This window comes from Pseudonocardia sp. (assembly GCF_050246655.1).
Lineage (GTDB): Bacteria > Actinomycetota > Actinomycetes > Mycobacteriales > Pseudonocardiaceae > Pseudonocardia.
In genome coordinates, this window is record NZ_JBFWVQ010000027.1 from 1 (window position 1) to 21,364 (window position 21,364).

A 21,364-nucleotide genomic window follows, 5' to 3' on the forward strand; every position below is an offset into this window, starting at 1 on the left:
CCGCTGATCATCTCCGGTCCGGCGGGGGAGAGCGGGCGCTGGTACGCCGAGTTCGCGCGGATCGCGCCGCTGCTCGAGCGGGACGTCCACTACGAGGTGGACGAGCGCAAGCGCACCGTCGGCGTCACCGAGGACGGCGTGCGGCTGGTCGAGGACCAGCTCGGCCTCAAGCCGGTGCCGGTCGAGGGCGGAACGATGAACGAGGAGAAGGGCGGGCTCTACGACGCCGCCAACACCGCGCTCGTCGGCTTCCTCAACAACGCGCTCAAGGCCAAGGAGCTGTTCAAGAAGGACAAGGACTACATCGTCCGGGACGGCAAGGTCCTCATCGTCGACGAGTTCACCGGCCGCATCCTGGCCGGGCGCCGCTACAACGAGGGCATCCACCAGGCCATCGAGGCCAAGGAGGGCGTGGAGGTCCAGGCGGAGAACCAGACGCTCGCGACGATCACGCTGCAGAACTACTTCCGCCTCTACACCAAGCTTGCCGGCATGACGGGCACCGCCCAGACGGAGGCCGCCGAGCTGGACCAGATCTACAAGCTGGGCGTCCTCCCGATCCCGACGAACCGGCCGATGATCCGCGCCGACCAGGCCGACCTCATCTACAAGACCGAGGTCGCGAAGTTCGACGCGGTGGCCGACGACATCGCCGAGAAGTTCGAGGCGGGCCAGCCGGTGCTGGTCGGCACCACGAGCGTGGAGAAGTCGGAGTACCTCTCGAAGCTGCTCAAGCAGCGTCAGGTGCCGCACGAGGTGCTCAACGCCAAGCAGCACGAGCGGGAGAGCCACATCGTGGCCGTCGCGGGGCGCGCCGGGGCCATCACGGTCGCCACGAACATGGCCGGCCGGGGCACGGACATCGTCCTCGGCGGCAACCCCGAGTTCCTCGCCGACGTCGAGCTGCGCGAGAGCGGGCTCGATCCCGTGGAGACGCGCGAGGAGTACGAGGCGGCCTGGGACGACGTGTACGCCCAGATCAAGGAGCAGGTCGCGGCCGACGCCGAGAAGGTGAAGGCGGCGGGGGGCCTGTACGTGCTCGGCACCGAACGGCACGAGTCGCGGCGCATCGACAACCAGCTGCGCGGCCGCTCCGGCCGCCAGGGCGACCCCGGGGAGTCGCGGTTCTACCTGTCCCTCGGTGACGAGCTGATGCGCCGGTTCAACGGCCAGATCGTCGAGTCGATCATGAACCGGCTCAACGTGCCGGACGACGTCCCGATCGAGGCCGGCATGGTCACCAAGGCCATCCGCAGCGCCCAGACACAGGTCGAGCAGCAGAACTTCGAGATCCGCAAGAACGTCCTGAAGTACGACGAGGTGCTCAACAAGCAGCGCACCGTCATCTACGACGAGCGCCGCCGGGTGCTGGCAGGCGAGGACGTCGGGGACCAGATCCAGCACATGATCACCGACGTGGTAGAGGCGTACGTCCACGGTGCGACCGCCGAGGGCTACGCCGAGGACTGGGACCTCGACAAGCTGTGGGCCGCCCTGCGCCAGCTCTACCCGGTCTCGATCCGCTGGGAGGACCTGGCGGGCGGGGTCGACGCCGACGATCCCGACGGCACGCTGGACGACCCCGGCGACCTCACCCGCGAGTCGCTCGCCGAGGCCGTCGTGGCCGACGCCAAGGCCGCCTACGCCGCGCGGGCCGAGCAGATCGACGCGGTCATCGCGGACCGCGGCGGGATGCGCGAGCTGGAGCGGCAGGTGCTGCTGCAGGTCCTGGATCGCAAGTGGCGCGAGCACCTCTACGAGATGGACTACCTCAAGGAGGGCATCGGGCTGCGGGCCATGGCGCAGCGCGACCCGCTGATCGAGTACCAGCGCGAGGGCTACGACATGTTCGTGGCGATGCAGGAGGGGATCAAGGAGGAGACGGTCGGCCTGCTGTTCAAGATCGAGCTGGTGGCGCAGCAGCCTCCGGCCGACGCCACGCCGACCGAAGCGCCCGCATCGACCGAGGGCACGACGGCCGCGGAGGCCCCCTCAGCTTCCTCCCCGGACGACGCCGCCCCCTCCCCGGACGACGTCGCCACCCCGCCGCGGGGTACACGCACCCAGCCCACGACTCGGCGCGGGCGCGCCGCGGCCCGGGCGGCCGAGCCTCCGACCGAGCAGTTCGAGCAGCCCGCCGACAGCGTGCTTCCGCCCGCCCTGCGCGCCCGCCGTCCCGCGAACCTCAGCTACGTCGGGCCGTCCGAGGACGGCACGCCGCAGCGCGTCGGCTCCGGTGGCGCGCGTACGGGGAACGGGCGCACCGGATCCGCCGCCGGTTCCGGTCCCGTCTCGGGTACGACGGCGACGCCGTCGCGCAACCGCCCGTGTCCCTGCGGGTCGGGCCGCAAGTACAAGCAGTGCCACGGGTCACCGACGGGGGCGCGTCCCTGAGCGCTCCCGCCCCGGTGCGGTGATCGCCGCTCCCGTGACATGACGTGCACCGGTGCACGTTGCGTCACGGATCGGGTGATCATGATCCGCGGGTGCCGTCAGCCGAGGCGGATCGCGACGCACCGCCACCGTCCGCCCGGCGCACGCGGTTCGAAGCGGGCGGCGACGGCGCGTGCGCGCCCGTCCAGGCGGTAGACGGCGGCCACCTCGGCCGCCCCCGGCGCCGGACGGCAGATCCGTACCGACGCGAGCCGGCTGCGACCGCTTCCCCGGCGTGCGGCCGACCGCACGCAGCGCAGCGCGTCCGGTGCGAGGTGCGCCGTGAGCTGCCAGGCCGGGCGCCTGCCGTCGAGGACGTCCAGGACCAGCAGCAACGCGGCCTCGACCTCGTCACGGAGGTCGTCGACCCGGCCGGCGGTGTGATCGGCGGTGTGATCGGCGGTGTGATCGGCGACCCGGCGGGCGGCGGCGGGCGGCCCGGCCCTCCGGGACGGCGTGGGCGGCTCGCGTGGCGGCAGCGCCCGGACCGGCCCGCCGAGGCGTTCGCCGGGTAGCGGCTCGTAGCGGACGCGGCGCAGGCGTGGCGCCTGCGCCGTCGGTGCGGCGGGGATGGCAGTGATCGTCACCCGCCCAGGGTGGGCGGCGAGGACCTCCGGCGGGGCGGATCGTGCAGGTTCGGCACCGAACGGTACGGCGCCGAACGGCCGGGGATCCGAGTGTCGTCGGCGAGCGGGCGCGGGCGGGTTCGGGGGGCGAGCGGGCTCGGGCGGGCTCCGAGGCGGGCGGACCTCCACGATTCGACCTCCTGACGGCAACCGCGGCCGTACCGTGGCGCGATGACCCACCCGCTGGACGAGCTGGCGTGGGCGCCGCTCGCGGGGCTCGTCGCCCGGGCCGGGACCGCCGTCGCCCGGCGCCACCGGCGGGCGGTGGCCGAGCACGGGCTGAGCACGACGGCGCTCGGCGTGCTCGCGGCTCTGGCCGGTGAGCCGGCTGCCCCGGGCGCCACTGTGGATTCCGGCCTGGATTCCGGCCTGAACGGGTCCGCCACCGCCCACGACACCCTCGTGCGAGAGGGAGTCGCCGGGCCCGGCTCCCGGCGACGCGGGGCGGGTGCCCCACCTGCCGGTGGCGCCGGGCTCTCCCACCGCGAGCTCGCCGCGCGCCTCGGCGTCGCACCGGCCACGCTCACCCCGGCCCTGGACGCGCTGGAGGACGCGGGCGACGTCCGTCGGGCCCGGGACCCGGACGACCGCCGCGTCGTCCGGCTCGCGATCACCGCGGACGGCAGCCGCCGCCTCGCGCGGGCGTACCCGCTGGTCCGCGCCGCGACCGGGGTGCGGCTGCCGCAGCTCCCGCCCGACGACGAGGCGGTCGTCCGCAGGTACCTGCTGGCCCTGCTCGCGGCTGTCGCCGAGGATGGCGAGGATGGCTGCGCCCGCTGACCCCGATCCCGCCTCGCCCGCTGCGGGTGGCCCGACCGCGGCGGCAGCTGCCGGTGACCCGGCCGCATCCACGGCGGCGAACGCCACCGGTCCGGGCACGGCGACGGGTCTGCGCGCCCTCGTCATGGACTACGGCGGCGTGCTCACCGAGGGCGCACCGATGCTGTCGCTGCCCCACCGTGCGCGGAAGGCCGGGCTCGCGACGGCGCTGGTGTCGGACGCCCACGCGGTGCCCGACGCGGTGGCCCGCCTGTTCGACGTCGTGGTCCTGGGTGGGTCGCTCGGGGTCCGCAAGCCGGACCCGGAGGTGTTCCGGCGAGTGGCGGGACTGCTGAGGGTGGCGCCGACCGAGTGCGTGGTGGTGGACGACCTGGCGCGCAACGTCCGCGGGGCGACGGCCGCCGGAGCCGTCGGCGTGCTGCACCGGGCGGTCAGCCTCACCGTCGAGGAGGTCGAGATCCTGCTCGACCTGCCGTGAGAATGCTGCCCCGAGCCGCGCAACGAACGGCACCCTCGTGCGCACGGTGCGCACGAGGGTGCCGCTCGTGGCGGGACGGTTCCCGCGCCGGGGCCTACTGCTGCGGCGGCGGGTTGTCGGCGGGCGCCGGCTCCGGTGGGGCCGGAGCGTCCTGGGGCGGCGCAGCAGTGGTGTCGCCTGCGCCGGTGTGCTGCTGCGCGAGGTCGACGACCTTGTCGATCTGCTCGTCGTGACCTGCGAAGCGCTCCTTGGCGGCCTCGCCGGCCTTCTCCAGCGCTTGGTCGACCTTGTCGTCGTGCTGGCCCAGCAGATTCTTGGCCTTGTCGAGGAAACCCATGGCGCACACCTTGGCCCTTCCGTGCGGGATGCGCCAGCGTGACATGCCCCCGAACGGCCTAGCCGCGGAGCCGGACGTGGTGCGGTCGCAGCGAGTCGACGCTCGTCACGCCGAGCAGCTGGAGGGTGCGGACGACCTCGGCGGCGAGGATGTCGACGGCCTTGGCGACGCCGCGGCGCCCGCCGGCCATGAGCCCGTAGACGTACGCGCGGCCGACGACGGCGGCGCGGGCGCCGAGCGCGAGGGCGGCGACGACGTCGCCGCCGTGCATGATCCCGGTGTCGACGAGGACCTCGGCGCGGTCACCGACGGCCTCCGACACGGGCTGCACGAGCTCCAGCGGGACGGGGGCGCGGTCGAGCTGGCGGCCGCCGTGGTTGGACAGCAGCACGCCGTCCGCGCCGGCCTCCACGACGCGCCGCGCGTCCTCGACGCCCTGGACGCCCTTGACGACGAGCTTGCCGGGCCAGATGCCGCGCAGCCACTCGACGTCCGCCATGGTGAGGGCCGGATCGAAGACGCGGTTGATCATCTCGGCGGGCGTGCCGCCGGTCGTGGTGAGGCTCGCGAAGGTGAGCGGCTCGGTGGTGAGGAGGTCGAACCACCAGTTCGGGTGCATCGCGCCGTCGAGGAAGGTGCGCAGCGTGAGAGCGGGCGGGATGGCGAGCCCGTTGCGGACGTCGCGCAGCCGCGCCCCGCCGACGGGGGTGTCGACGGTGAGCATGAGCGTGTCGAACCCGCTCGCGGCGGCCCTGGCGACGAGGTCCTTGGCGGGTTCGCGGTCGCGCCACAGGTAGAGCTGGAACCACTTGCGCCCGGTGGGAGCGGCCGCGGCGACGTCCTCGATGGTGGTGGTGCCCATGGTCGAGAGCGACACCGGGATGCCGGCGGCCTGCGCGACGGCGGCGCTGGCGCGCTCGCCCTCGGTGTGCATCATCCGCAGGAAGCCGACGGGGGCGAGGGCGAACGGCAGCGCGCAGCGCCCGCCGAGGACCTCGCGGCTGGTGTCGACGCTGCTCACGTCGGTGAGGACGGTCGGGCGGAACTCGATGCGCCGGTAGGCCTCCCGGGCGCGGCGCAGGGTGATCTCGGAGTCCGCGCTGCCGTCCGCGTAGTCGAAGACGGCCCGGGGGGTGCGGCGGCGCGCGATCGCGCGCAGGTCGGAGATGCTCGCCGCCCGGGCCAGCCTGCGCTCGGTGGGGTCCAGCGTGATCGGGGCCGGTCGCAGGAGGGGACGCAGCTCGGACGGACGGGGCAGGCGTCGCCGGACCATGCGGCCCACCCTAGGCGCCGTGCTGCTGATCACCACGGGATCTCGCGGCCGTCCCGGAAGAAGCGCCCGGTCGGCCCACCGGGTGGCAGGTCGACGGCGTGGAGGACGCTCGCTGCGCCCTCGGCGACCGGGCGCCCACCGGGGCCACCCATGTCGGTGGCGACCCAGCCGGGGCAGACGGCATTGACGAGCACGCCGCGCGGGCGGACGGCGGCCGCGAGCCGGACGGTGAGCATGTTCAGCCCGGCCTTGGACACCGAGTAGGCGGGGGCGCCCGCCCCGCCGCCCTCGCCGAACGACCCCGCCCCGCTGGACACGTTCACGATCCGCGCGCCGCGGCCCATCAGGGGCAGCAGCGCGACGGCCGCCCGCCAGGCGCCGACCAGGTTCGTGCGCAGGATCTCCTCGACGGCGTCGAGATCGGCGCGGGCGGCGTCCTGCCAGGTGTCGTAGCCGACGGCCGCGTTGTTGACGAGCACGTCCAGCCCGCTGCCGCGGGCGCGCAGCTCGTCGGCGACCGCGGCGGCGTCCCCGCGGGAGGTGACATCCAGCCGCCGGACGAGGACGGCCTCGCCGAGGCCGCCGGGAACGGTCGCCGGGTCGCGGGCGCCGAGCACGACGGTCATCCCGCTCGCGGCGAGCGCGCGCACGACCGCCAGGCCGATGCCGCGCGACCCGCCCGTGACGACGGCGGTCCCGGCGCGGGTCATCCCCGCCGCCTGCGCAGCTCGAACGCGGCCACGGCCCCGGCGCTCGCGACGTTGAGCGACTCGACGCCACCGTCCATCGGGATCGCGAGCAGCCCGGTGCAGGCGGCCCGGACCTCGGGTGACAGGCCCGCGGTCTCGCCGCCGAGCACGAGCGCCACCCGCTCCGGGAGCGATGCCTCCAGCAGCGAGGAACCCCCCGCGTCGAGGCCGTGGACGGCGAACCCGGCCTCGCGCAGCGTCGCGCAGCCCTCGGCGGCGGTGGCGGCGCGCAGCACGGGGGCCCGGAAGGCGACCCCCGCGGAGGCCTTGACGACCATCGGGTCGATCGACGGCACCCCACGGCGGGGGAGCAGCACGCCGTCGAGCCCGGCGGCGGTGGCCGAACGCAGCAGCATCCCGACGTTGGCGGGGTTGGTGACCCCGTCGAGGACGAGCACGGCGGCCGGCCCGGGGTGCCCGGCGACGAAATCGGCGACGGGCGCCATCCGGGGGGCGACGACGTCGGCGAGCACGCCCTGGTCGTGGCGGCCGTTGCCGGCGAGGACCTTGACCCGGTGCGCCGACGCCCGCTGCACGGGGACGCCGCGGGCCTTCGCGGCGGCGAGGATCGCGCGGGCCGGCTCGCCGCGCTGGTCCTCGGCGAGGATCACCTTGTCGACGCGCAGGCGCTCGTCGTCCAGCGCCTCCAGCACCGGGCGCCGCCCGTACACCGTGATGAAGGTGTCCTTCGGTGAGCGGGCATGCGCGGATCTCTCGGCTGACACACGCCGAGCCTAGGATCGCCGCATGCCTCCCCGGCTCTCCGCCCTCGACGCCTCGTTCCTGTACCTGGAGGCTCCGACGACCCCGATGCATGTCGGGACCGTGTCGATCTTCCGGCGGCCGCGGAGCGGGTTCGACTACGACCGGCTCGTCGAGCTGATCGAGCAGCGGCTCGCGCGGGTGCCGCGCTACCGGCAGAAGGTGCGCCACGTGCCGGGCAACCTGGCGCGGCCGGTGTGGGTCGACGATCCGGACTTCGACGTGGCCTACCACGTCCGCCGCTCGGCGCTGCCGAAGCCCGGTACGGACGCGCAGCTCAACGAGCTGGTGGCGCGGCTGATGTCGCGGCCGCTGGACCATGCCCGCCCGCTCTGGGAGATGTACCTGGTGGACGGCCTCGCCCGCGACCGCACGGCGGTGCTGGCGAAGACCCACCAGGCGATGGTGGACGGCGTCAGCGCGATCGACATCGGCCAGGTGATCCTCGACGTGTCGCCGGATCCGCGACCGGTGCCGGACGAGCTGTGGATGCCGCGACCGGAGCCGTCGGATACGAAGCTGGTGCTCGGTGCGCTGGTGGAGGCGGTGCAGCGGCCCGGCGAGCTGGTGGACACCGCGCGGACGGCGGCGGGGGACGCGATCGCGACCGTCGGGAAGCTCGCGGACGGCGTGGGCCAGGTGTTCTCCGTGGCGTGGAAGGCAAGCCGCCGGGCCCCGGGCAGCCCCCTCAACGCGACGGTCTCCACGCAGCGGCGGTTCGCGGTGGCCCGCACGCAGCTCGAGTGCTACCGGCGGGTCCGGGCGGCGCACGGCTGCACGGTGAACGACGTGGTGCTGTCGGTGGTGGCGGGAGCCCTGCGCAACTGGCTGCTCTCCCGGGGCGAGGCCGTCACGGGGTCGAGCGCGGTGCGGGCGATGGTGCCGCTGTCGGTGCGCGGCGAGGCCGACGTCCCCAGCTCGGTCTCGGGCTCGCTGGGCAACCGCGTCGTGTCGTTCCTCATCGACCTGCCGGTCGGCGAGCCGAGCCCGGTGGTGCGCCTGCACCACGTCACGCACGCGATGCGCGAGCACACGGCGTCGCACCCGTCGGTGGGCGCGGGCACGCTGGTGCGGATCGGCGGGTTCGCCCCGCCCACGCTGCACGCGCTCGGGGCGCGCGCGGCCAGCGGCATGTCGAGCCGGATCTTCAACGTGATGGTGACGAACGTGCCGGGGCCGCAGTTCCCGCTGTACGCGGCGGGCGCCCGGATGCTGGAGATGTTCCCCGTCGTACCGCTCGCGAAGGGGCAGGCGCTCGCGATCGGGCTCACGTCCTACGACGGCGGGGTCTACTACGGGTTCAACGCCGACCGGGACGCGATGCCGGACGTGGACGTGCTGGCGGGCCTGGTCGACGAATCACTGGACGAGCTGGTGGGGACGGTGTCGTGAGGATCTACGTTCCGGCGACCTGGCCGATGCTTCGACGCCTCGCGAAGACCGGGGAGATGCTCCCGATCGGCGGCACGGCGTTCGCGCTCACGCCCCGGCTGCGGGAGCGGTACACGGCCGGTGACGACGAGGACCTCGAGTACGCGGCGATGACGGAGGCCGCCCGGGCGTCGCTGCGGCTGCTGGCGGTGGAGCTGGGGCTCGGCGAGGATGCCACGCCGTCGCGGCGGGTGGTGGTCTCGGCCGACCTGGAGGACGTCACGCCCCGTCCGGACCTCGACGACGGCGCCGTCAGGATCGCGGGCACGGTGCCGCTGGAGAAGGTGGCCGCCGTGCACGTGGACACCGAGGACGCGGAGTACGCCGTCCGGCAGGCGGCGGGGGCGATCGACGCCGCCGATCTGGGAGACATGGACGCGGACTTCCTCGTGGGCGAGGCCGAGGACCACGAGCTGGCCTGGTACGACCCGTCGGAGATCGTCTTCCTGGTCGCCGACCCGGGTTGACGCACCCCGGCTGAGCCGAAGAGCCGATTGACCGCCCCCCGGGTGTACGACTAGGACGGACCTGGCGCCCCGGGTGGGAGGGGTGCCGCAGCGACCTCCGCGTCCCGGGGGCCGTCCGACGGGGGTTGCGATGGCGGGTACCACCGTTCCGGCTGCGACGTCCGGGCCGTCGTCCGGCGAAGGCAGCGGCGACAGGGTCGACGGCAGTGGCGGTGTCGACGGCAGCGACAGCGGGGGCAGCGCGGAGAGTGTCGAGAGCGCGGAGAGTGTCGAGAGCGCCGACAGCGCCGACAGCGCCGCCCGGGAGATCCGCGGGTACGCGATCGTCTGCGCGATCAGCGGAGTGGTCTTCGCCGCACTGGTCATCGCCTCGATGGTGCTCCTGCTGCAGGCGCCGGGCCTGTCCGATCCGGACGCGGTCTACGCGGCGTTCTACGCCGACGGCGGCGACGTCCTCGTCACCGTGGGCATGCACCTCGTGCCGTTCGCGGGGATCGCCTGGCTCTGGCACATGACCGCAACGCGCAACCTCGTCGAGGCGCATCCGGGGCCGCCGTCGAAGCTCCCGTTCGGGCTGCACCTCGCCTCGGGGATCCTGTTCGTGGCGATGATGTTCGCGAGCGCTGCGGCCGTCGGCGCCCCCGCGCTGCTCGGGGTGTTCACGACCCTCCCGCCGCCGTCCCCCGAGGTGGCCCGCTCGCTCGCCGGGGTCGGCTACGCCTTCGCGTTCATCTACGGGGTGCGGGCCGCGGGCATGTACATGATGACCATGACGTCGACGATGCGGACGACGGGCCTGCTGCCGCGCTGGCTTGTCGTCCTCGGCTACCTCGCCGCGACGTTCCTGCTGGTCAACACGACCTACCACCCGTCGACGCTGCTCGTGTTCCCGAGCTGGGTGATCGTCGTGAGCGCCACCCTGGTGTTCCGCGCCCTCCGGCGTTGACCCTGCGCGACACCGCCCTGGCCGCGTCACCGCCGCGACGCCCCGGACGGATCGTGACGTGCGGCGGACCGCCCGGGACGGAGCGACACCCGTGACCGAACCGACCGAACCGACGACACCGGTGGGCATCGACGAGATCCCCGGTCCGCGAGGTTTGCCGCTCGTGGGCAACCTGTTCGACATCGACACCCACGCGCCGTTCGACAGCATGATGGCGATGGCCAGGGAGTACGGCCCGATCCTGCGGATCGTGGTGCCGGGTGGCGGCGCCCGGATCGTCGTCAGCGGGGCCGACCTCGTCGACGAGATCTGCGACGACGCGCGCTTCGACAAGTTGGTGGGCGGGGGGCTCGCGAACCTGCGCAAGGGCGCCATCGGCGCGGGGCTGTTCACCGCGGACACCGCCGACCCGCTCTGGCACCGGGCGCACAACATCCTGCTCTCGCCGTTCAGCATGCAGAACATGCACGAGTACCTGCCGATGATGCAGGACATCGCCGACCAGCTCGTGGAGAAGTGGGAGCGGCTGAACCCCGACGACGAGGTCGACGTGCCGGCGGACATGACCCGCCTGACGCTGGACACCATCGCGCTGTGCGGTTTCGGCTACCGGTTCAACTCGTTCTACCGCGACACCCAGCACCCGTTCGTCGCCGCGATGGTGCGCACGCTCTCCGAGTCGCAGGCGCGCATGCAGCAGCTGCCGATCCAGCGGCGCCTGCGGATCCGGGCCACGCGGCAGCTGGAGGAGGACCAGCAGTACATGGCGGCGCTGGTCGACGGACTGATCCGGGAACGCCGCGCCCAGGGGGCCGCGGGTGAGACCCGCGACCTGCTCGGCCGCATGATCAACGGCGTCGATCCGAGGACCGGGGAGAAGCTGCCGGACGACAACATCCGCGCCCAGTGCATCACGTTCCTGATCGCGGGCCACGAGACCACGAGCGGCCTGCTGTCCTTCGCGATCTACTACCTGATGAAGAACCCCGACGTGCTCGCGCGGGCGCGGGCCGAGGTCGACGAGGTGCTGGGCGGTTCGCTCCAGCCGACCTACGAGCAGGTGCACCGGCTCACCTACATCGACCAGATCCTTGCCGAGTCGTTGCGGCTGTGGCCGACCGCGCCGGGGTTCAACCGCACCCCGACCGAGGACACCGTGATCGGCGGGCGCTACGCGATCCCCGCCGGCACGCCGCTCACCGTGCTGTCCGGGATGCTGCACCGTGACCGGACGATCTGGGGTGACGACGCCGAGGAGTTCAACCCGGACCACTTCGCACCGGAGCGCCGCGCCGCGCTTCCCCCCAACGCGTACAAGCCGTTCGGGACCGGGCAGCGGGCCTGCATCGGCCGGGTCTTCGCGATGCAGGAAGCCGTGCTGGTGCTCGCGATGCTCGTGCAGCGCTTCGAGTTCGTCGACGACCTGGACTACCAGCTCAAGACCAAGACGACCCTCACCATCAAGCCCGACGAGCTGCGCATCAAGGTGCGCCGCCGCGCCGACGCGCCCGTGTACCGGGAGCCGGTGCAGGCCACGCCGGCCGCGCAGGAGGCGGCGCGGCCCGTCGCCGCCACCGTCGCGCGGCACGGGACCCCGCTCGCGGTGCTCTTCGGCTCCAACCTCGGCGCCTCCGAGGCGATCGCGACGAAGCTCGCCCAGGAGGGCACCGAGCGCGGCTTCGCGGTCACCCAGGGTGCGCTCGACGAGAACATCGGCAAGCTCCCCGCGGACGGCGCGACGATCATCGTCTGCTCCTCGTACAACGGCACGCCACCGGACAACGCCGCGGACTTCTGCGGGTGGCTGACCGCCGCCGACACGCCCGCCGACGCCTGCGCCGGCGCGGCGTACACCGTCTTCGGCTGCGGCAACACCGAGTGGGCCGCGACCTACCAGGCCGTGCCGACCCTGGTGGACGCGCAGCTCGAGGCGCACGGCGCCCACCGCATCCACCCGCGCGGGGAGGGCGACCAGCGCGGCGACTTCGACTCGCAGTACCGCGCGTGGCGCAGCGGCCTGTGGACCGACCTGGTCGCGGCCCTGGACCTGCCCGCGGACATCGCCGAGCCCGCGGCGGCGGGCCCGCGCCTGACGATCACGACGACGAACCGGCAGCTGACCAACCCGGTGATCATGTCCTACGCCGCGCGGCCCGCGCTGGTCCGCGACAACCGCGAGCTCAACCGCGCCGCCAACGGGCGCTTGCCGACCCGCTCCACCCGCCACGTCGCGATCGCCCTTCCGGAGGGGGTGACCTACCGGGCGGGCGACCACCTCGGCGTGCTGCCGCGCAACAGCGTCGACCTCATCCGCCGGGTGATGGCCCGGTTCACCCTCGACGCGGGCACGTACGTGACGATCGTCCCGAACCGCGGCAACCACACCCACCTGCCGATCGACGAGCCCGCGCCGCTGCTCGGCGTGCTCGGCAGCTGCGTGGAGCTGCAGGACGTCGCGTCCCGGGCGGACATCCAGGTGCTGGCCGACCACACCGGTGACCCTCACCAGAAGGCCGCGCTGGAAGCGCTCGCGGGCGACGACCCCGAGTCGCAGGCGCACTACCGCGAACAGGTGTTCACCCCGCACCGGTCACTCATCGACCTGCTCGAGGACCACCCGGCGTGCGACCTGCCGTTCGAGGTCTACCTCGACATGCTGCCCCCGCTGCGGCCGCGGTACTACTCGATCTCCTCGTCGCCGCTGGCCGACGCGGAGGTCTGCACGATCACGACCGGCGTGCTGCGGTCACCGCTGCGCGACGGCAGCGGCCGGACGTTCCAGGGCGTCTGCTCGAACCACCTGTCCACGCTCGCGCCGCACAGCACGGTGTTCGCGTTCGTGCGCGAGCCGTCGATCCCGTTCCGGCCGCCCGCTGACCCGTCCGTCCCGATGATCATGGTCGGGGCGGGGACGGGCCTCGCGCCCTTCCGGGGCTTCCTGGAGGAGCGGGCAGCGCAGCGGGAGAACGGTGCCACCCTCGGCGAGTCGCTGCTGTTCTTCGGCTGCCGCGACCCCCAGCAGGACTACCTCTACGCCGACGAGCTGCGCGAGTTCGAGAAGACCGCGGCGCTGACCGTGCGCACGGTGTTCTCGGGCAGCCCCCAGGACGGGCGGCGCTACGTCCAGCACGAGATGGCCGCGCGCGGCGACGAGGTGTGGGACCTCATCCAGCGGGGCGCGTCGATCTTCGTGTGCGGCAACGCCAACACGATGGCGCCGGGCGTGCGGGCGGCACTCGTCGACATCCACCGCGCGCACACGGGTGGTTCCGCCGAGGACGCCCAGGCGTGGCTGGCCGACATGCGCGCCGCGGGCCGCTTCGTGGAGGACATCTGGGGCGGCTGAGAGCGTCCGGTATCCCGTGATCACCGGGAATGTGGCGGCAGCCCGGATACGGGCGTCGTGCCGCATTCCCGGCGATCATGGCCGGGGCGGCGCGCGGCAGGCTCGACGGGGGCGGCGAGGCCCGGCATCCTGATCACCGTGGGCGGCGTGGCGATGGTGTTCTCCGGGGGCGGGGCGCCTGCCGCGTACTTCGGGGCGGGTGTGGTCCGCGCCGTCGAGGAGGCCGGGCTGCGGCCACGGATCTTCTCGGGCGTGTCGGCGGGGGCGGTCAACGCCGCGGCGCTCGCCGTCGGGATGGACGCGGCGGCACTCGCGGCGATGTGGCGGGGGATCCGCTGGTCCGACGTCGCCCGCTGGCGCACCGACGTGTACCGGCTGCCGAAGATCGAGAACATGCTGCGCGGTGCGCCGCACCTGCTGGACTGGGCGCTGGGCTCCGTCGGGTGGACCGCGTTGCTGGACAGCTCGCCCGCCCGGACGGCGCTGCGGGAGCGGCTCGGCGGCCCCGAGCTGCCCGTCGCGGACGGGCGCACGCTCGTCGTGTCGGCCGTGGACGTCGCGACGGGGGAGGTGCTGCGGTTCGGCAGCAGGCCTGCGCCGCGGCCCGGCTCGGCGATCCTCCCGGGGCCGCTCACCGTCGAGCACCTGCTGGCCAGCGCCGCGGTGCCGGTGGCCTTCCCGCCGGTGGAGATCGACGGGCGGCTGCTCGTGGACGCGGGCACGGTGGCCAACACGCCGCTCGCGCCGGTGATGGACTACGAGCCGGACGCCGTCGTGGTGGTCTCCGGCAGTGGCGGGACGCGCCCCGCGCCGCCGCCCGCGTCGCTCGGCGAGACGATCGGGCTGCTCGTGGACAACCTGGCCCACTTCGCGCTGCGCGCGGACCTGGAGCACGCCGCCACGGTGAACGAGCTGGCGCGGGCCGGGGCCACCGACCGCCGCGACGTGCCGATGGTGCTGGTCGAGCCACGCCGTCTCGCGTTCTCCGCCGGCTCGTTCTTCCGGTTCACGGAAGCGGACGCGGACCGGATCATGGGCTTCGGCCACGAGCGCGGCGCGGAGGCGCTCGCCGCGTGGATGCGTGCGGAGGTGGACCGTGGGGCCCTCGGAGCACCGTGACGTCGTCGCCGCGCAGGCGCGGTCGGTCGCCAGGGCCTGGTCCCCGCCCGGCGCCCCGCCGAGCTGGTGGCTGACCGCGGAGACGTTCGCCACCATCGCCGAGGACGACGTCCTGCTCGACCTCGCCACCGCGATCCCGCCGGACCGGCTCCCGGCACTGCTGCTCTCCGCTGCCCTGCGGCGGCGGATCGACGAGCTGCGGCCCCGGCCGCTGACCGCCTACTACCCGGTCCCGGGCGGGTCGCAGCCACCGCGCGACGGCGGCTTCCGGCCCGCGCTGCACGCGTTCGCCCTGGCCGAGGCGCAGGCGATCGGCGCGCTGTGCGCCGGGCACCGCTACCAGATGAACGAGGTGGGCCGCTGCCTCGACGTGCTGCCCGCGCTCGCGGAGGCGGCCGCGTCGGACCCGAGGCCGCTCGCGCTCGTCGATCTCGGCACCGGGGCGGGGCTGGGGCTGCACCTCGACCGGTACGCCTACCGCTACGCGCTGCCCGACGGCACCGAGCGCGTCGCGGGCGATCCCGGCTCGCCGGTGCGGCTGTCCTGCACCGTGCGCTCCGGGAGGCCGCCGGTGCCTGCCGCGCTGCGGATCACCCACCGTGTCGGCGTCGACGCCGAACCGCTGGACGTGACCGATCCGGCCACCGCCGCCTGGCTCACCGCGTGCGTCCCGCCCGAGGTGGGCGCGGTGACCCGGTTCGCCGCCGCGCTCGACCTGGTGCTCGACCTGGCCCGTGCCCCGGTGCTCGGCGCGGCTTTCGATCCGGCGGTCGGCCCGGTGCTCGATCCTCCGCTCGGCCCGGTGCTCGATCCGGCTCCCGCTCAGCCCGTGCCCGCCGTGCGCGGCGACCTGGTCGACGCGCTGCCCGGTGTCGTCGCGGAGATCCCCGCGGACACCCTGCTGTGCCTGGTCGACACCTACGTCCACGTGTTCTTGCCGCCGGACCGGCTGGCCCGCTTTCACGCTCTCGTCGACGAGATCGGTCGCGAGCGCGACCTGGTGTGGATCTCGGTCGACCCCCTCGTGCCACTGGGTCCGGCGGCGGATGCGTCCGTCCAGGGCATGGCGGTCCCCGCGGCGTGGGTGCGGGACAACCGCGAGGGTGGGGTGTTCGGCGTCGTCGGACAGGTGAGCGTGCGGGACGGGCGGCGCACCGGCGCCGTCCTCGGGCGGGCGCACCCGGGATCGGCCTGGCTGGAGTGGCTCGTCGGGTGACCCCGGCGCTCGTTTCTGTGTGCGACCGATCGCACGTGTGTTCGACGGCCCGCCCGTGTTCGACGGTGCCCGCGCGCGGTGGTGCTCCGGTCGCCACCCGGCGGGCTCGCGCATACCCCGTGGGGCTCGCACAGCCTCGGCGAGGCTCGCACAGACCCCGGGGTGCTCGCACACATGGTCGGCGGTGTGTGCCAGCGCCCGCGGCTGTGTGTGCCAGCGCCCGCGGCTGTGTGCGACCGCTCGCACATGTGCTCCATGGCCTGCGCGGATGCGCCGGCCCGCCCGTGTGTTCGACGGCCCGCACCTGTGTTCGGCGGCCCGCACGCGTGTTCGGCGGTGCTCGCGCGCTGTGTGCTCCGGTCGGCGCCCGGCGGTGCTCGCACAGACCCCGTGGTGCTCGCACACACCCGGCGGGGCTCGCATACCCCCCATGGTGGTCGCACAGCCTCGGCGGGGCTCGCACAGACCACGTGGTGGTCGCACACGCGGTCGGCGGTGTGTGCCAGCGCCCGCGGCTGTGTGCGACCGCTCGCACATGTGTTCCATGGCCTGCGCGGATGCGCCGGCCCGCCCGTGTGTTCGACGGCCCGCCCGTGTTCGACGGTGCCCGCGCGCGGTGGTGCTCCGGTCGCCACCCGGTGTCAACGACGGCCGAAAACTGACCCCGTTGCGACGGCCGCTCGAATCCACCCTGGAACCCACGCGCCGACTGGGGGTCAGTTTCATGCGCCGTCGACACCCGGCGGGCTCGCACAGACCCCGGGTGCTCGCACAGCCTCGGCGGTGCTCGCACACACCCCGTGGTGCTCGCACAGCCTCGGCGAGGTTCACACAGACCCCGGGGTGCTCGCACACGCGGTCGGCGGTGTGTGCCAGCACCCGCGGCTGTGTGCGACCGCTCGCACATGTGTTCCGGCGACGCGCCGGTGCGTCCGCCGGTCGCCCACCCCGGACGTCGTGCCCACCCCGGACGTCGTGCCCACTCCGGACGTCGCGCCCGCCCCGTATGTCGTGCCCCCGACTCCAGCCGCGGCCGATCAGCCGGGCAGCTCCTCGCACACCGCCGGGAGCCCCGGGGTGACCGGTGCGAGACCCAGCCGGGCCGCCATCCACGGCAACGAGGCCCGCAGCGACGCGCTCCACACGTCGAACGTGTGACCCCCGCCCGGGACGACCACCAGGCAGGTCTCGATGCCGGCGCGGCGGGCCAGCGGCGCGAGGATCTGCGCCGCGGCCAGCGGCAGCGGATCGTCCGAGCCGGCCTGGAACCACCCGCCCATCCCGGGCACGCCGGGCCCGGGATCGGCGAGCAGCAGCTGCGGCTGGTGGGCGTCGTAGGCGGACTGGGAGCCCCCGAAGAGCGTCGTGACGGTGGCGGCGTCCGGGTCGTCGTTGGTGTCGCCGACGCGCGGCCCGAGCAGGCCCCCGAAGTCGCCGAACGTGCCGAACAGGGCGGGGTGGCGCAGCGCGAGCATGATCGCGCACATGCCGCCCTCGGACAGGCCCGCGATCGCCCACGTCCCCGGCCCCGGGGGATGGGTGGCGAACGTGGCGACGACCGCAGCGGGCACGTCCTCGGTCAGGTAGGTCTCGATGTTGCCGCGCGGGCTGTTCACGCACTCCGTGTCGTTGACGTCGCTGCCGTTGACGTCAGGCATGACGAGCACGGGCGCGGCCCCGCCGTGCGCCGCGGCGAAGGCGTCGGCCGTGGCCGCGGCGTCCCCGCCCTCGGTCCAGTCCGTCGGGCCACCGGGGATGCCGTGCAGCAGCAGGATCACCGGCAGCTGCGGGCGCGGCCTCGCAAACCAGGCAGGCGGCAGGTACACCTGCGCCTGCCGCCCGACGAAGCCCGACGCGGTGCCGGGGATCGTCACGGGCACCACCACGCCCGCCGCGGGGACGCGGCCCTCGTCGGCGTCCGCGGCGGCCAGCGTGGTCTCGTCCGAGACCGCGCCGCCCAGTGCCTCGCCCAGCGTCGGGAAGTAGGCGTAGTAGGCGTTGACGGCCGCGCCGGCGTTGAGCATCAGCAGGATCATCGTGAGCGCCGCGGCGACGGCGCGGCGCAGGGCCGAGCCGCTCCGGAGCGCGACGACGGCGAACCCGACGCACCCCAGGGCGAGCACCAGGAGCAGCGTGCGAACCGGCCACCAGGCCACGATCGGCAGGCTCGCGATGGGGTCGATGGGCGGCATCATAGGCCCGTGACGATGATCGCGGCAGGACTCGCCCTACTCGCGGCGTTGCTGTTCGCGATCGCCTCCGCCGTGCAGCAGAACACCGCCGCCGAGGTGCCCGACGACGTCGCGGGCGGGCTCGGGCTCATCCGCGTGCTCGTGCGCAGGCCGTGGTGGTGGATCGGCACGCTGAGCGACGTCGGTGGCTACGTCGCGCAGGCTGCGGCGCTCGCCGTCGGGTCGTTGGTGCTGGTGCAGCCGCTGCTGGTGACCACGCTGCTCTTCGCGCTCCCGCTCGGGGCCCGCTGGTCCGGGCGGGCACTGCGGCCCGCGGACCGGGCGTGGGCGGTGCTGCTCGCCGCCTCGCTCGCCGTGTTCGTCGCGGTGGGGGAACCCACGGCGGGTGCGGACCGGGCTCCGCTCGAGGCGTGGCTGCCGACGGCGGCCGTCCTCGGCGCGGTGCTCGTGGCCTGCCTGGTGGGCGCTGCGGTGTCGAAGAGGCAGCGCCGCGGCACCGTCCGGGCGTTCCTGCTCGCCGTCGCCACCGGGGTGCTCTACGGGATCACCGCGGCGCTCACCAAGGGCGTGGTCACCGAGCTGGACGGCGGGATCCTCCGGCTGCTCGCCACCTGGGAGACCTACGCGCTCGCGGTCGTCGCCGTCAGCGGGACGCTGCTGCAGCAGTCCGCCTTCCAGGCAGGCGACCTGGCCGCGTCGCTGCCCGCGATCACGGTCGGCGAGCCGGTGGTCGGTGTCGCGATCGGGCTCACGGTGCTGGGCGAGCAGCTGCAGGCCGACGGCGTGGAGTGGCTGGTGATCGCGCTGGCCGTCGGGCTCGCGGTGACGGCCACGGTGGCGCTCGCCCGCGCCACCGCGCGGGAGGCGGCACCCTCAGGCGAGGGTCTCCACGCCGGGTGAGGATTCGGCGCGGCGGGTGAGGAACGCCTGCACGAACGGCGGCAGCGACAGCACCACGACGGCCAGCGCGAGCAGCAGCACGTAGACCGCGGTGTCGCCGGTCTTGAGCTGGCTGGGCGGCACGAACCCGAGCACGAACGAGAACACGCACCCCACCAGGCCGATCCCGCCGACCAGCCACACACCCGGCAGGCCGCCGGGGATGCGGTAGGGCCGCGGGGTGTCCGGCTCGGTGTAGCGCAGCTGGATCACCGACGCGAACATCAGCGCGTACATCACGATGATGATCTGCGCGGTGACCGCCGACAGCATCCAGTACGAGGTGCTCACGCTCGGCACGAACAGGAACAGCAGCGCGAAGATCGAGCCCCCCACGCCCTGCACGACCAGGAGCGGCACCGGGACGTCGTGGCGGTTGACGCGGGCGAACCGGGCCGGGGCGAGCCCCTCCTTGGCCACGGCGGCCACGCCCTTGGCCGGGCCGAGGATCCACGGCGCGAGGTGCGCGACCCCGCCGAGCGCCACGATCAGCGCGAGCGGGGCGAGCAGCCACTCCAGCGAGAGCTTCGCCAGCACGCTCGAGAACAGCTCCATCGTGCCGGAGACGAGGCTGATCTCCTGCTGCGGCAGCACGAACGCCATGAACAGCGACCCGAGCACCGAGAACGCCACGGTGATCACCACCGCGAGCAGGATCGCCCGGGGCACGACGCGGCCGGGATCGCGGGTCTCGCGCGCGTGGAAGCCCGCCATCTCCATGCCGGTGAACAGCAGGATGATCCCGCCGAGGAACGCGAGGTTGCCCCATGCCAGGTCGGGGACCAGCGCCCCCGCCGAGAACGGGATCTGTGACGGGTTGCCCTGCGCGAGGTAGGCCGCACCGAGGACGACGACGAGCACGGCGGGAAGGATCGAGCCCGCCACCGTCCCGATCGAACCGATCGCCGACGACGCCCGCACCCCGCCGAGGCTCGCGAGGGTGGTGCCCCAGAAGAACGTCAGCATCACGGACACCAGGAACACGTTGTCGTTCGCCAGGCGGGGGTCGATCGCGTATGCCAGCGACGCCGCGATGAACGACAGCACCGTCGGGAACCAGGCGATGTTCTCCGCGTAGTCGCACCACACCGCGAGGAAGCCGGCGCGCCCGCCGAAGGCCTGCTTGACCCAGGCGTAGACGCCGCCCTCGCGCGGCCACGCCGTGCCCAGCTCGGCCGCCGCCATCGAGATCGGCACCAGGAACACCAGCACCGACAGCGCGAACAGCAGCAGCATCGCCCAGCCGTACTCGGCCATCACCGGCAGGTTGCGGGCGCTGACGATCGACGCGACGTTGATCATCGCCAGGGCGAGGATCCCGAGCTTGGCGGTCACCGGGCGCCCACTGCCTGCAGGGCGGGGGCGAGGGCCGCCTGCACCGTCGAGTCGCCGGAGCCGCGCACGGAGACGGTCGTGTCGCCCAGTGTCCACACAGCGCCGCTGCCGCGGGGGCGGTTCAGGACCTCGAACCTGCGGGCGGCGGCATCGCGGTCCGACGCGGTCTCGAACTGGTCCACGACGACGGTCGCGGTGTCGCTCGCGCACCCCGTACCGGCCGGGGCGAGGACGTACGTGCGGCTCGCCAGGGCCCCGGGGGCGAGCGGGTCCGCGGCGACCGACGTGCTGCAGACGGTGAGCCCCGCCGTGGTGAACGCCCCTTCGACCTGGGCGAAGGACCCTGCTCCCGGCTCCGAGCGTTCGTGCGACGCCCACGACACCAGCACCAGGACGACGGCGAGCGCCGCGCCGGCCACCCCGAGCGCGACGAACGCGACGACGCCGCGCCCCTCAGCGCGCGTCGTCCCGGTGCCCGTCGTCCCGGTGCTCGTCGTCCCGCTGCCCTGCCCCGCGCGGCCGTCCTCGACGCCGGACCCGGCGCCCTCCCCGGTGCTCTGCTCCTCCACGGCGCCCTCCGGTCGCGGCTGGCTGATCACGATAGGGGCGTCCGGGAGCCGGGGGCCAGCGCCCGAACGGATCATCGCCGGGTCGGCCCGCCACCGGCCGGGCCGGATGCGGTCCGTCATGCGACCCGCCCGGTTGGAGCCGCGGCCGGCCCTGCCGAAGCGCTCCGGGCGTGCGGCCGGCCGGCGCGTTCGCCGTCGCCATCCCGGTGGCGCCGGTGTCCCGGCACGCGGCGATCCTGTGCTGGCTGCTCGCGATGGTGCCGGTCGGACGCCCGACCCGCCGGATCGCCGACGCCCGCGCCGCGTGAGCCGGTCAGGGGGCCCTCGGCCGGCGGACGGCGCTGTGGCCCGCGCGGTCGGTGTCGT

Annotated in this window: 19 protein-coding genes; 11 read left to right on the forward strand and 8 right to left on the reverse strand. The window is 74.2% G+C overall.

Translation table 11 applies throughout. From position 1 onward, the window contains the following. The coding region (secA, locus tag AB7J25_RS11610) for a preprotein translocase subunit SecA (RefSeq protein ID WP_428508035.1) at positions 1-2,394 on the forward strand (2,394 nt) is incomplete at its 5' end. A gap of 98 nt (positions 2,395-2,492) precedes the next feature. On the opposite strand, the gene AB7J25_RS11615 is transcribed toward secA, so the two are convergent. Beyond that, on the reverse strand, positions 2,493-3,020 hold the full coding sequence (locus AB7J25_RS11615; protein ID WP_428508037.1) for an Rv3235 family protein: 528 nt from the start codon (positions 3,018-3,020) through the stop codon (positions 2,493-2,495). Positions 3,021-3,230: 210 nt separating this feature from the next. Between AB7J25_RS11615 and AB7J25_RS11620 the strand changes: the two genes are divergently transcribed. Together AB7J25_RS11620 and AB7J25_RS11625 are read left to right on the forward strand one after the other, a co-directional pair. Further along, the gene (locus tag AB7J25_RS11620; RefSeq protein ID WP_428508039.1) at positions 3,231-3,839 is read left to right on the forward strand and encodes a MarR family transcriptional regulator; all 609 of its coding nucleotides are present in this window, start codon (positions 3,231-3,233) and stop codon (positions 3,837-3,839) included. Further along, complete coding sequence (locus tag AB7J25_RS11625) at positions 3,823-4,317, forward strand: HAD-IA family hydrolase (protein WP_428508041.1); 495 nt, start codon at positions 3,823-3,825, stop codon at positions 4,315-4,317. Before AB7J25_RS11620 ends, AB7J25_RS11625 begins: the two co-directional genes overlap by 17 nt. Positions 4,318-4,411: 94 nt before the next feature. Here AB7J25_RS11625 and AB7J25_RS11630 read toward each other — a convergent pair whose 3' ends face one another. From AB7J25_RS11630 to AB7J25_RS11645, 4 genes are read right to left on the reverse strand one after another with little or no spacing between them, the layout of a single operon-like run. Beyond that, positions 4,412-4,654: an antitoxin gene (locus tag AB7J25_RS11630; RefSeq protein ID WP_428508043.1), complete on the reverse strand. Its 243-nt coding sequence runs from the start codon at positions 4,652-4,654 to the stop codon at positions 4,412-4,414. Positions 4,655-4,712: 58 nt separating this feature from the next. Continuing rightward, complete coding sequence (locus tag AB7J25_RS11635) at positions 4,713-5,927, reverse strand: alpha-hydroxy acid oxidase (protein WP_428508045.1); 1,215 nt, start codon at positions 5,925-5,927, stop codon at positions 4,713-4,715. Between the two features lie 29 nt (positions 5,928-5,956). Continuing rightward, the gene (locus AB7J25_RS11640; RefSeq protein WP_428508047.1) at positions 5,957-6,637 is read right to left on the reverse strand and encodes an SDR family NAD(P)-dependent oxidoreductase; all 681 of its coding nucleotides are present in this window, start codon (positions 6,635-6,637) and stop codon (positions 5,957-5,959) included. Continuing rightward, positions 6,634-7,401 (reverse strand): TrmH family RNA methyltransferase, encoded by a 768-nt coding sequence (locus AB7J25_RS11645; RefSeq protein ID WP_428508049.1) that lies wholly within the window; start codon positions 7,399-7,401, stop codon positions 6,634-6,636. Before AB7J25_RS11645 ends, AB7J25_RS11640 begins: the two co-directional genes overlap by 4 nt. A 22-nt stretch (positions 7,402-7,423) precedes the next feature. Here AB7J25_RS11645 and AB7J25_RS11650 point away from each other — a divergent pair, with 22 nt between their 5' ends. From AB7J25_RS11650 to AB7J25_RS11675, 6 genes are all read left to right on the forward strand, one after another. Then, the gene (locus tag AB7J25_RS11650; protein WP_428508051.1) at positions 7,424-8,830 is read left to right on the forward strand and encodes a WS/DGAT/MGAT family O-acyltransferase; all 1,407 of its coding nucleotides are present in this window, start codon (positions 7,424-7,426) and stop codon (positions 8,828-8,830) included. Then, entirely contained in the window at positions 8,827-9,336 is a 510-nt protein-coding gene (locus tag AB7J25_RS11655) for a DUF6912 family protein (protein WP_428508053.1), read from the forward strand. The genes AB7J25_RS11650 and AB7J25_RS11655 overlap by 4 nt, the downstream gene beginning before the upstream one ends. Before the next feature lie 130 nt (positions 9,337-9,466). Next, positions 9,467-10,282, forward strand: coding sequence for a hypothetical protein (locus tag AB7J25_RS11660; protein WP_428508055.1), 816 nt, complete (start codon positions 9,467-9,469; stop codon positions 10,280-10,282). A 91-nt stretch (positions 10,283-10,373) separates the two neighbouring features. After that, the gene (locus AB7J25_RS11665; protein ID WP_428508057.1) at positions 10,374-13,628 is read left to right on the forward strand and encodes a bifunctional cytochrome P450/NADPH--P450 reductase; all 3,255 of its coding nucleotides are present in this window, start codon (positions 10,374-10,376) and stop codon (positions 13,626-13,628) included. 138 nt (positions 13,629-13,766) lie between these two features. Further along, complete coding sequence (locus AB7J25_RS11670) at positions 13,767-14,747, forward strand: patatin-like phospholipase family protein (protein ID WP_428508059.1); 981 nt, start codon at positions 13,767-13,769, stop codon at positions 14,745-14,747. Beyond that, on the forward strand, positions 14,725-15,963 hold the full coding sequence (locus AB7J25_RS11675) for a DUF2332 domain-containing protein (protein WP_428508061.1): 1,239 nt from the start codon (positions 14,725-14,727) through the stop codon (positions 15,961-15,963). The genes AB7J25_RS11670 and AB7J25_RS11675 overlap by 23 nt, the downstream gene beginning before the upstream one ends. A 1,037-nt stretch (positions 15,964-17,000) precedes the next feature. Here the strand turns inward: AB7J25_RS11675 and AB7J25_RS11680 are convergent. Further along, positions 17,001-18,158, reverse strand: a complete 1,158-nt coding sequence (locus AB7J25_RS11680) for an alpha/beta hydrolase (protein ID WP_428508063.1) — start codon at positions 18,156-18,158, stop codon at positions 17,001-17,003. Between the two features lie 12 nt (positions 18,159-18,170). Between AB7J25_RS11680 and AB7J25_RS11685 the strand changes: the two genes are divergently transcribed. Next, positions 18,171-19,055, forward strand: coding sequence for a DMT family transporter (locus AB7J25_RS11685; RefSeq protein ID WP_428508123.1), 885 nt, complete (start codon positions 18,171-18,173; stop codon positions 19,053-19,055). On the opposite strand, the gene AB7J25_RS11690 is transcribed toward AB7J25_RS11685, so the two are convergent. Then, the gene (locus tag AB7J25_RS11690) at positions 19,029-20,429 is read right to left on the reverse strand and encodes an amino acid permease (protein WP_428508065.1); all 1,401 of its coding nucleotides are present in this window, start codon (positions 20,427-20,429) and stop codon (positions 19,029-19,031) included. The two genes, AB7J25_RS11685 and AB7J25_RS11690, sit on opposite strands and share 27 nt — an antisense overlap. Then, complete coding sequence (locus AB7J25_RS11695) at positions 20,426-21,118, reverse strand: hypothetical protein (RefSeq protein ID WP_428508067.1); 693 nt, start codon at positions 21,116-21,118, stop codon at positions 20,426-20,428. The genes AB7J25_RS11690 and AB7J25_RS11695 overlap by 4 nt, the downstream gene beginning before the upstream one ends. Positions 21,119-21,168: 50 nt before the next feature. Here AB7J25_RS11695 and AB7J25_RS11700 point away from each other — a divergent pair, with 50 nt between their 5' ends. Further along, on the forward strand, positions 21,169-21,306 hold the full coding sequence (locus AB7J25_RS11700; RefSeq protein WP_428508069.1) for a hypothetical protein: 138 nt from the start codon (positions 21,169-21,171) through the stop codon (positions 21,304-21,306). The last annotated feature ends 58 nt before the right edge of the window (positions 21,307-21,364 follow it).

Bases quoted from the DNA above. Each gene is read 5' to 3' on its own strand.
- AB7J25_RS11695 (WP_428508067.1), bottom strand. From the start codon at position 21,118: ATGACGGACCGCATCCGGCCCGGCCGGTGGCGGGCCGACCCGGCGATG.
- AB7J25_RS11620 (WP_428508039.1), top strand. From the start codon at position 3,231: ATGACCCACCCGCTGGACGAGCTGGCGTGGGCGCCGCTCGCGGGGCTC.
- AB7J25_RS11635 (WP_428508045.1), bottom strand. From the start codon at position 5,927: ATGGTCCGGCGACGCCTGCCCCGTCCGTCCGAGCTGCGTCCCCTCCTG.
- AB7J25_RS11625 (WP_428508041.1), top strand. From the start codon at position 3,823: ATGGCTGCGCCCGCTGACCCCGATCCCGCCTCGCCCGCTGCGGGTGGC.
- AB7J25_RS11640 (WP_428508047.1), bottom strand. From the start codon at position 6,637: ATGACCCGCGCCGGGACCGCCGTCGTCACGGGCGGGTCGCGCGGCATC.
- AB7J25_RS11685 (WP_428508123.1), top strand. From the start codon at position 18,171: ATGATCGCGGCAGGACTCGCCCTACTCGCGGCGTTGCTGTTCGCGATC.
- AB7J25_RS11660 (WP_428508055.1), top strand. From the start codon at position 9,467: ATGGCGGGTACCACCGTTCCGGCTGCGACGTCCGGGCCGTCGTCCGGC.
- AB7J25_RS11630 (WP_428508043.1), bottom strand. From the start codon at position 4,654: ATGGGTTTCCTCGACAAGGCCAAGAATCTGCTGGGCCAGCACGACGAC.
- AB7J25_RS11650 (WP_428508051.1), top strand. From the start codon at position 7,424: ATGCCTCCCCGGCTCTCCGCCCTCGACGCCTCGTTCCTGTACCTGGAG.
- AB7J25_RS11680 (WP_428508063.1), bottom strand. From the start codon at position 18,158: ATGATGCCGCCCATCGACCCCATCGCGAGCCTGCCGATCGTGGCCTGG.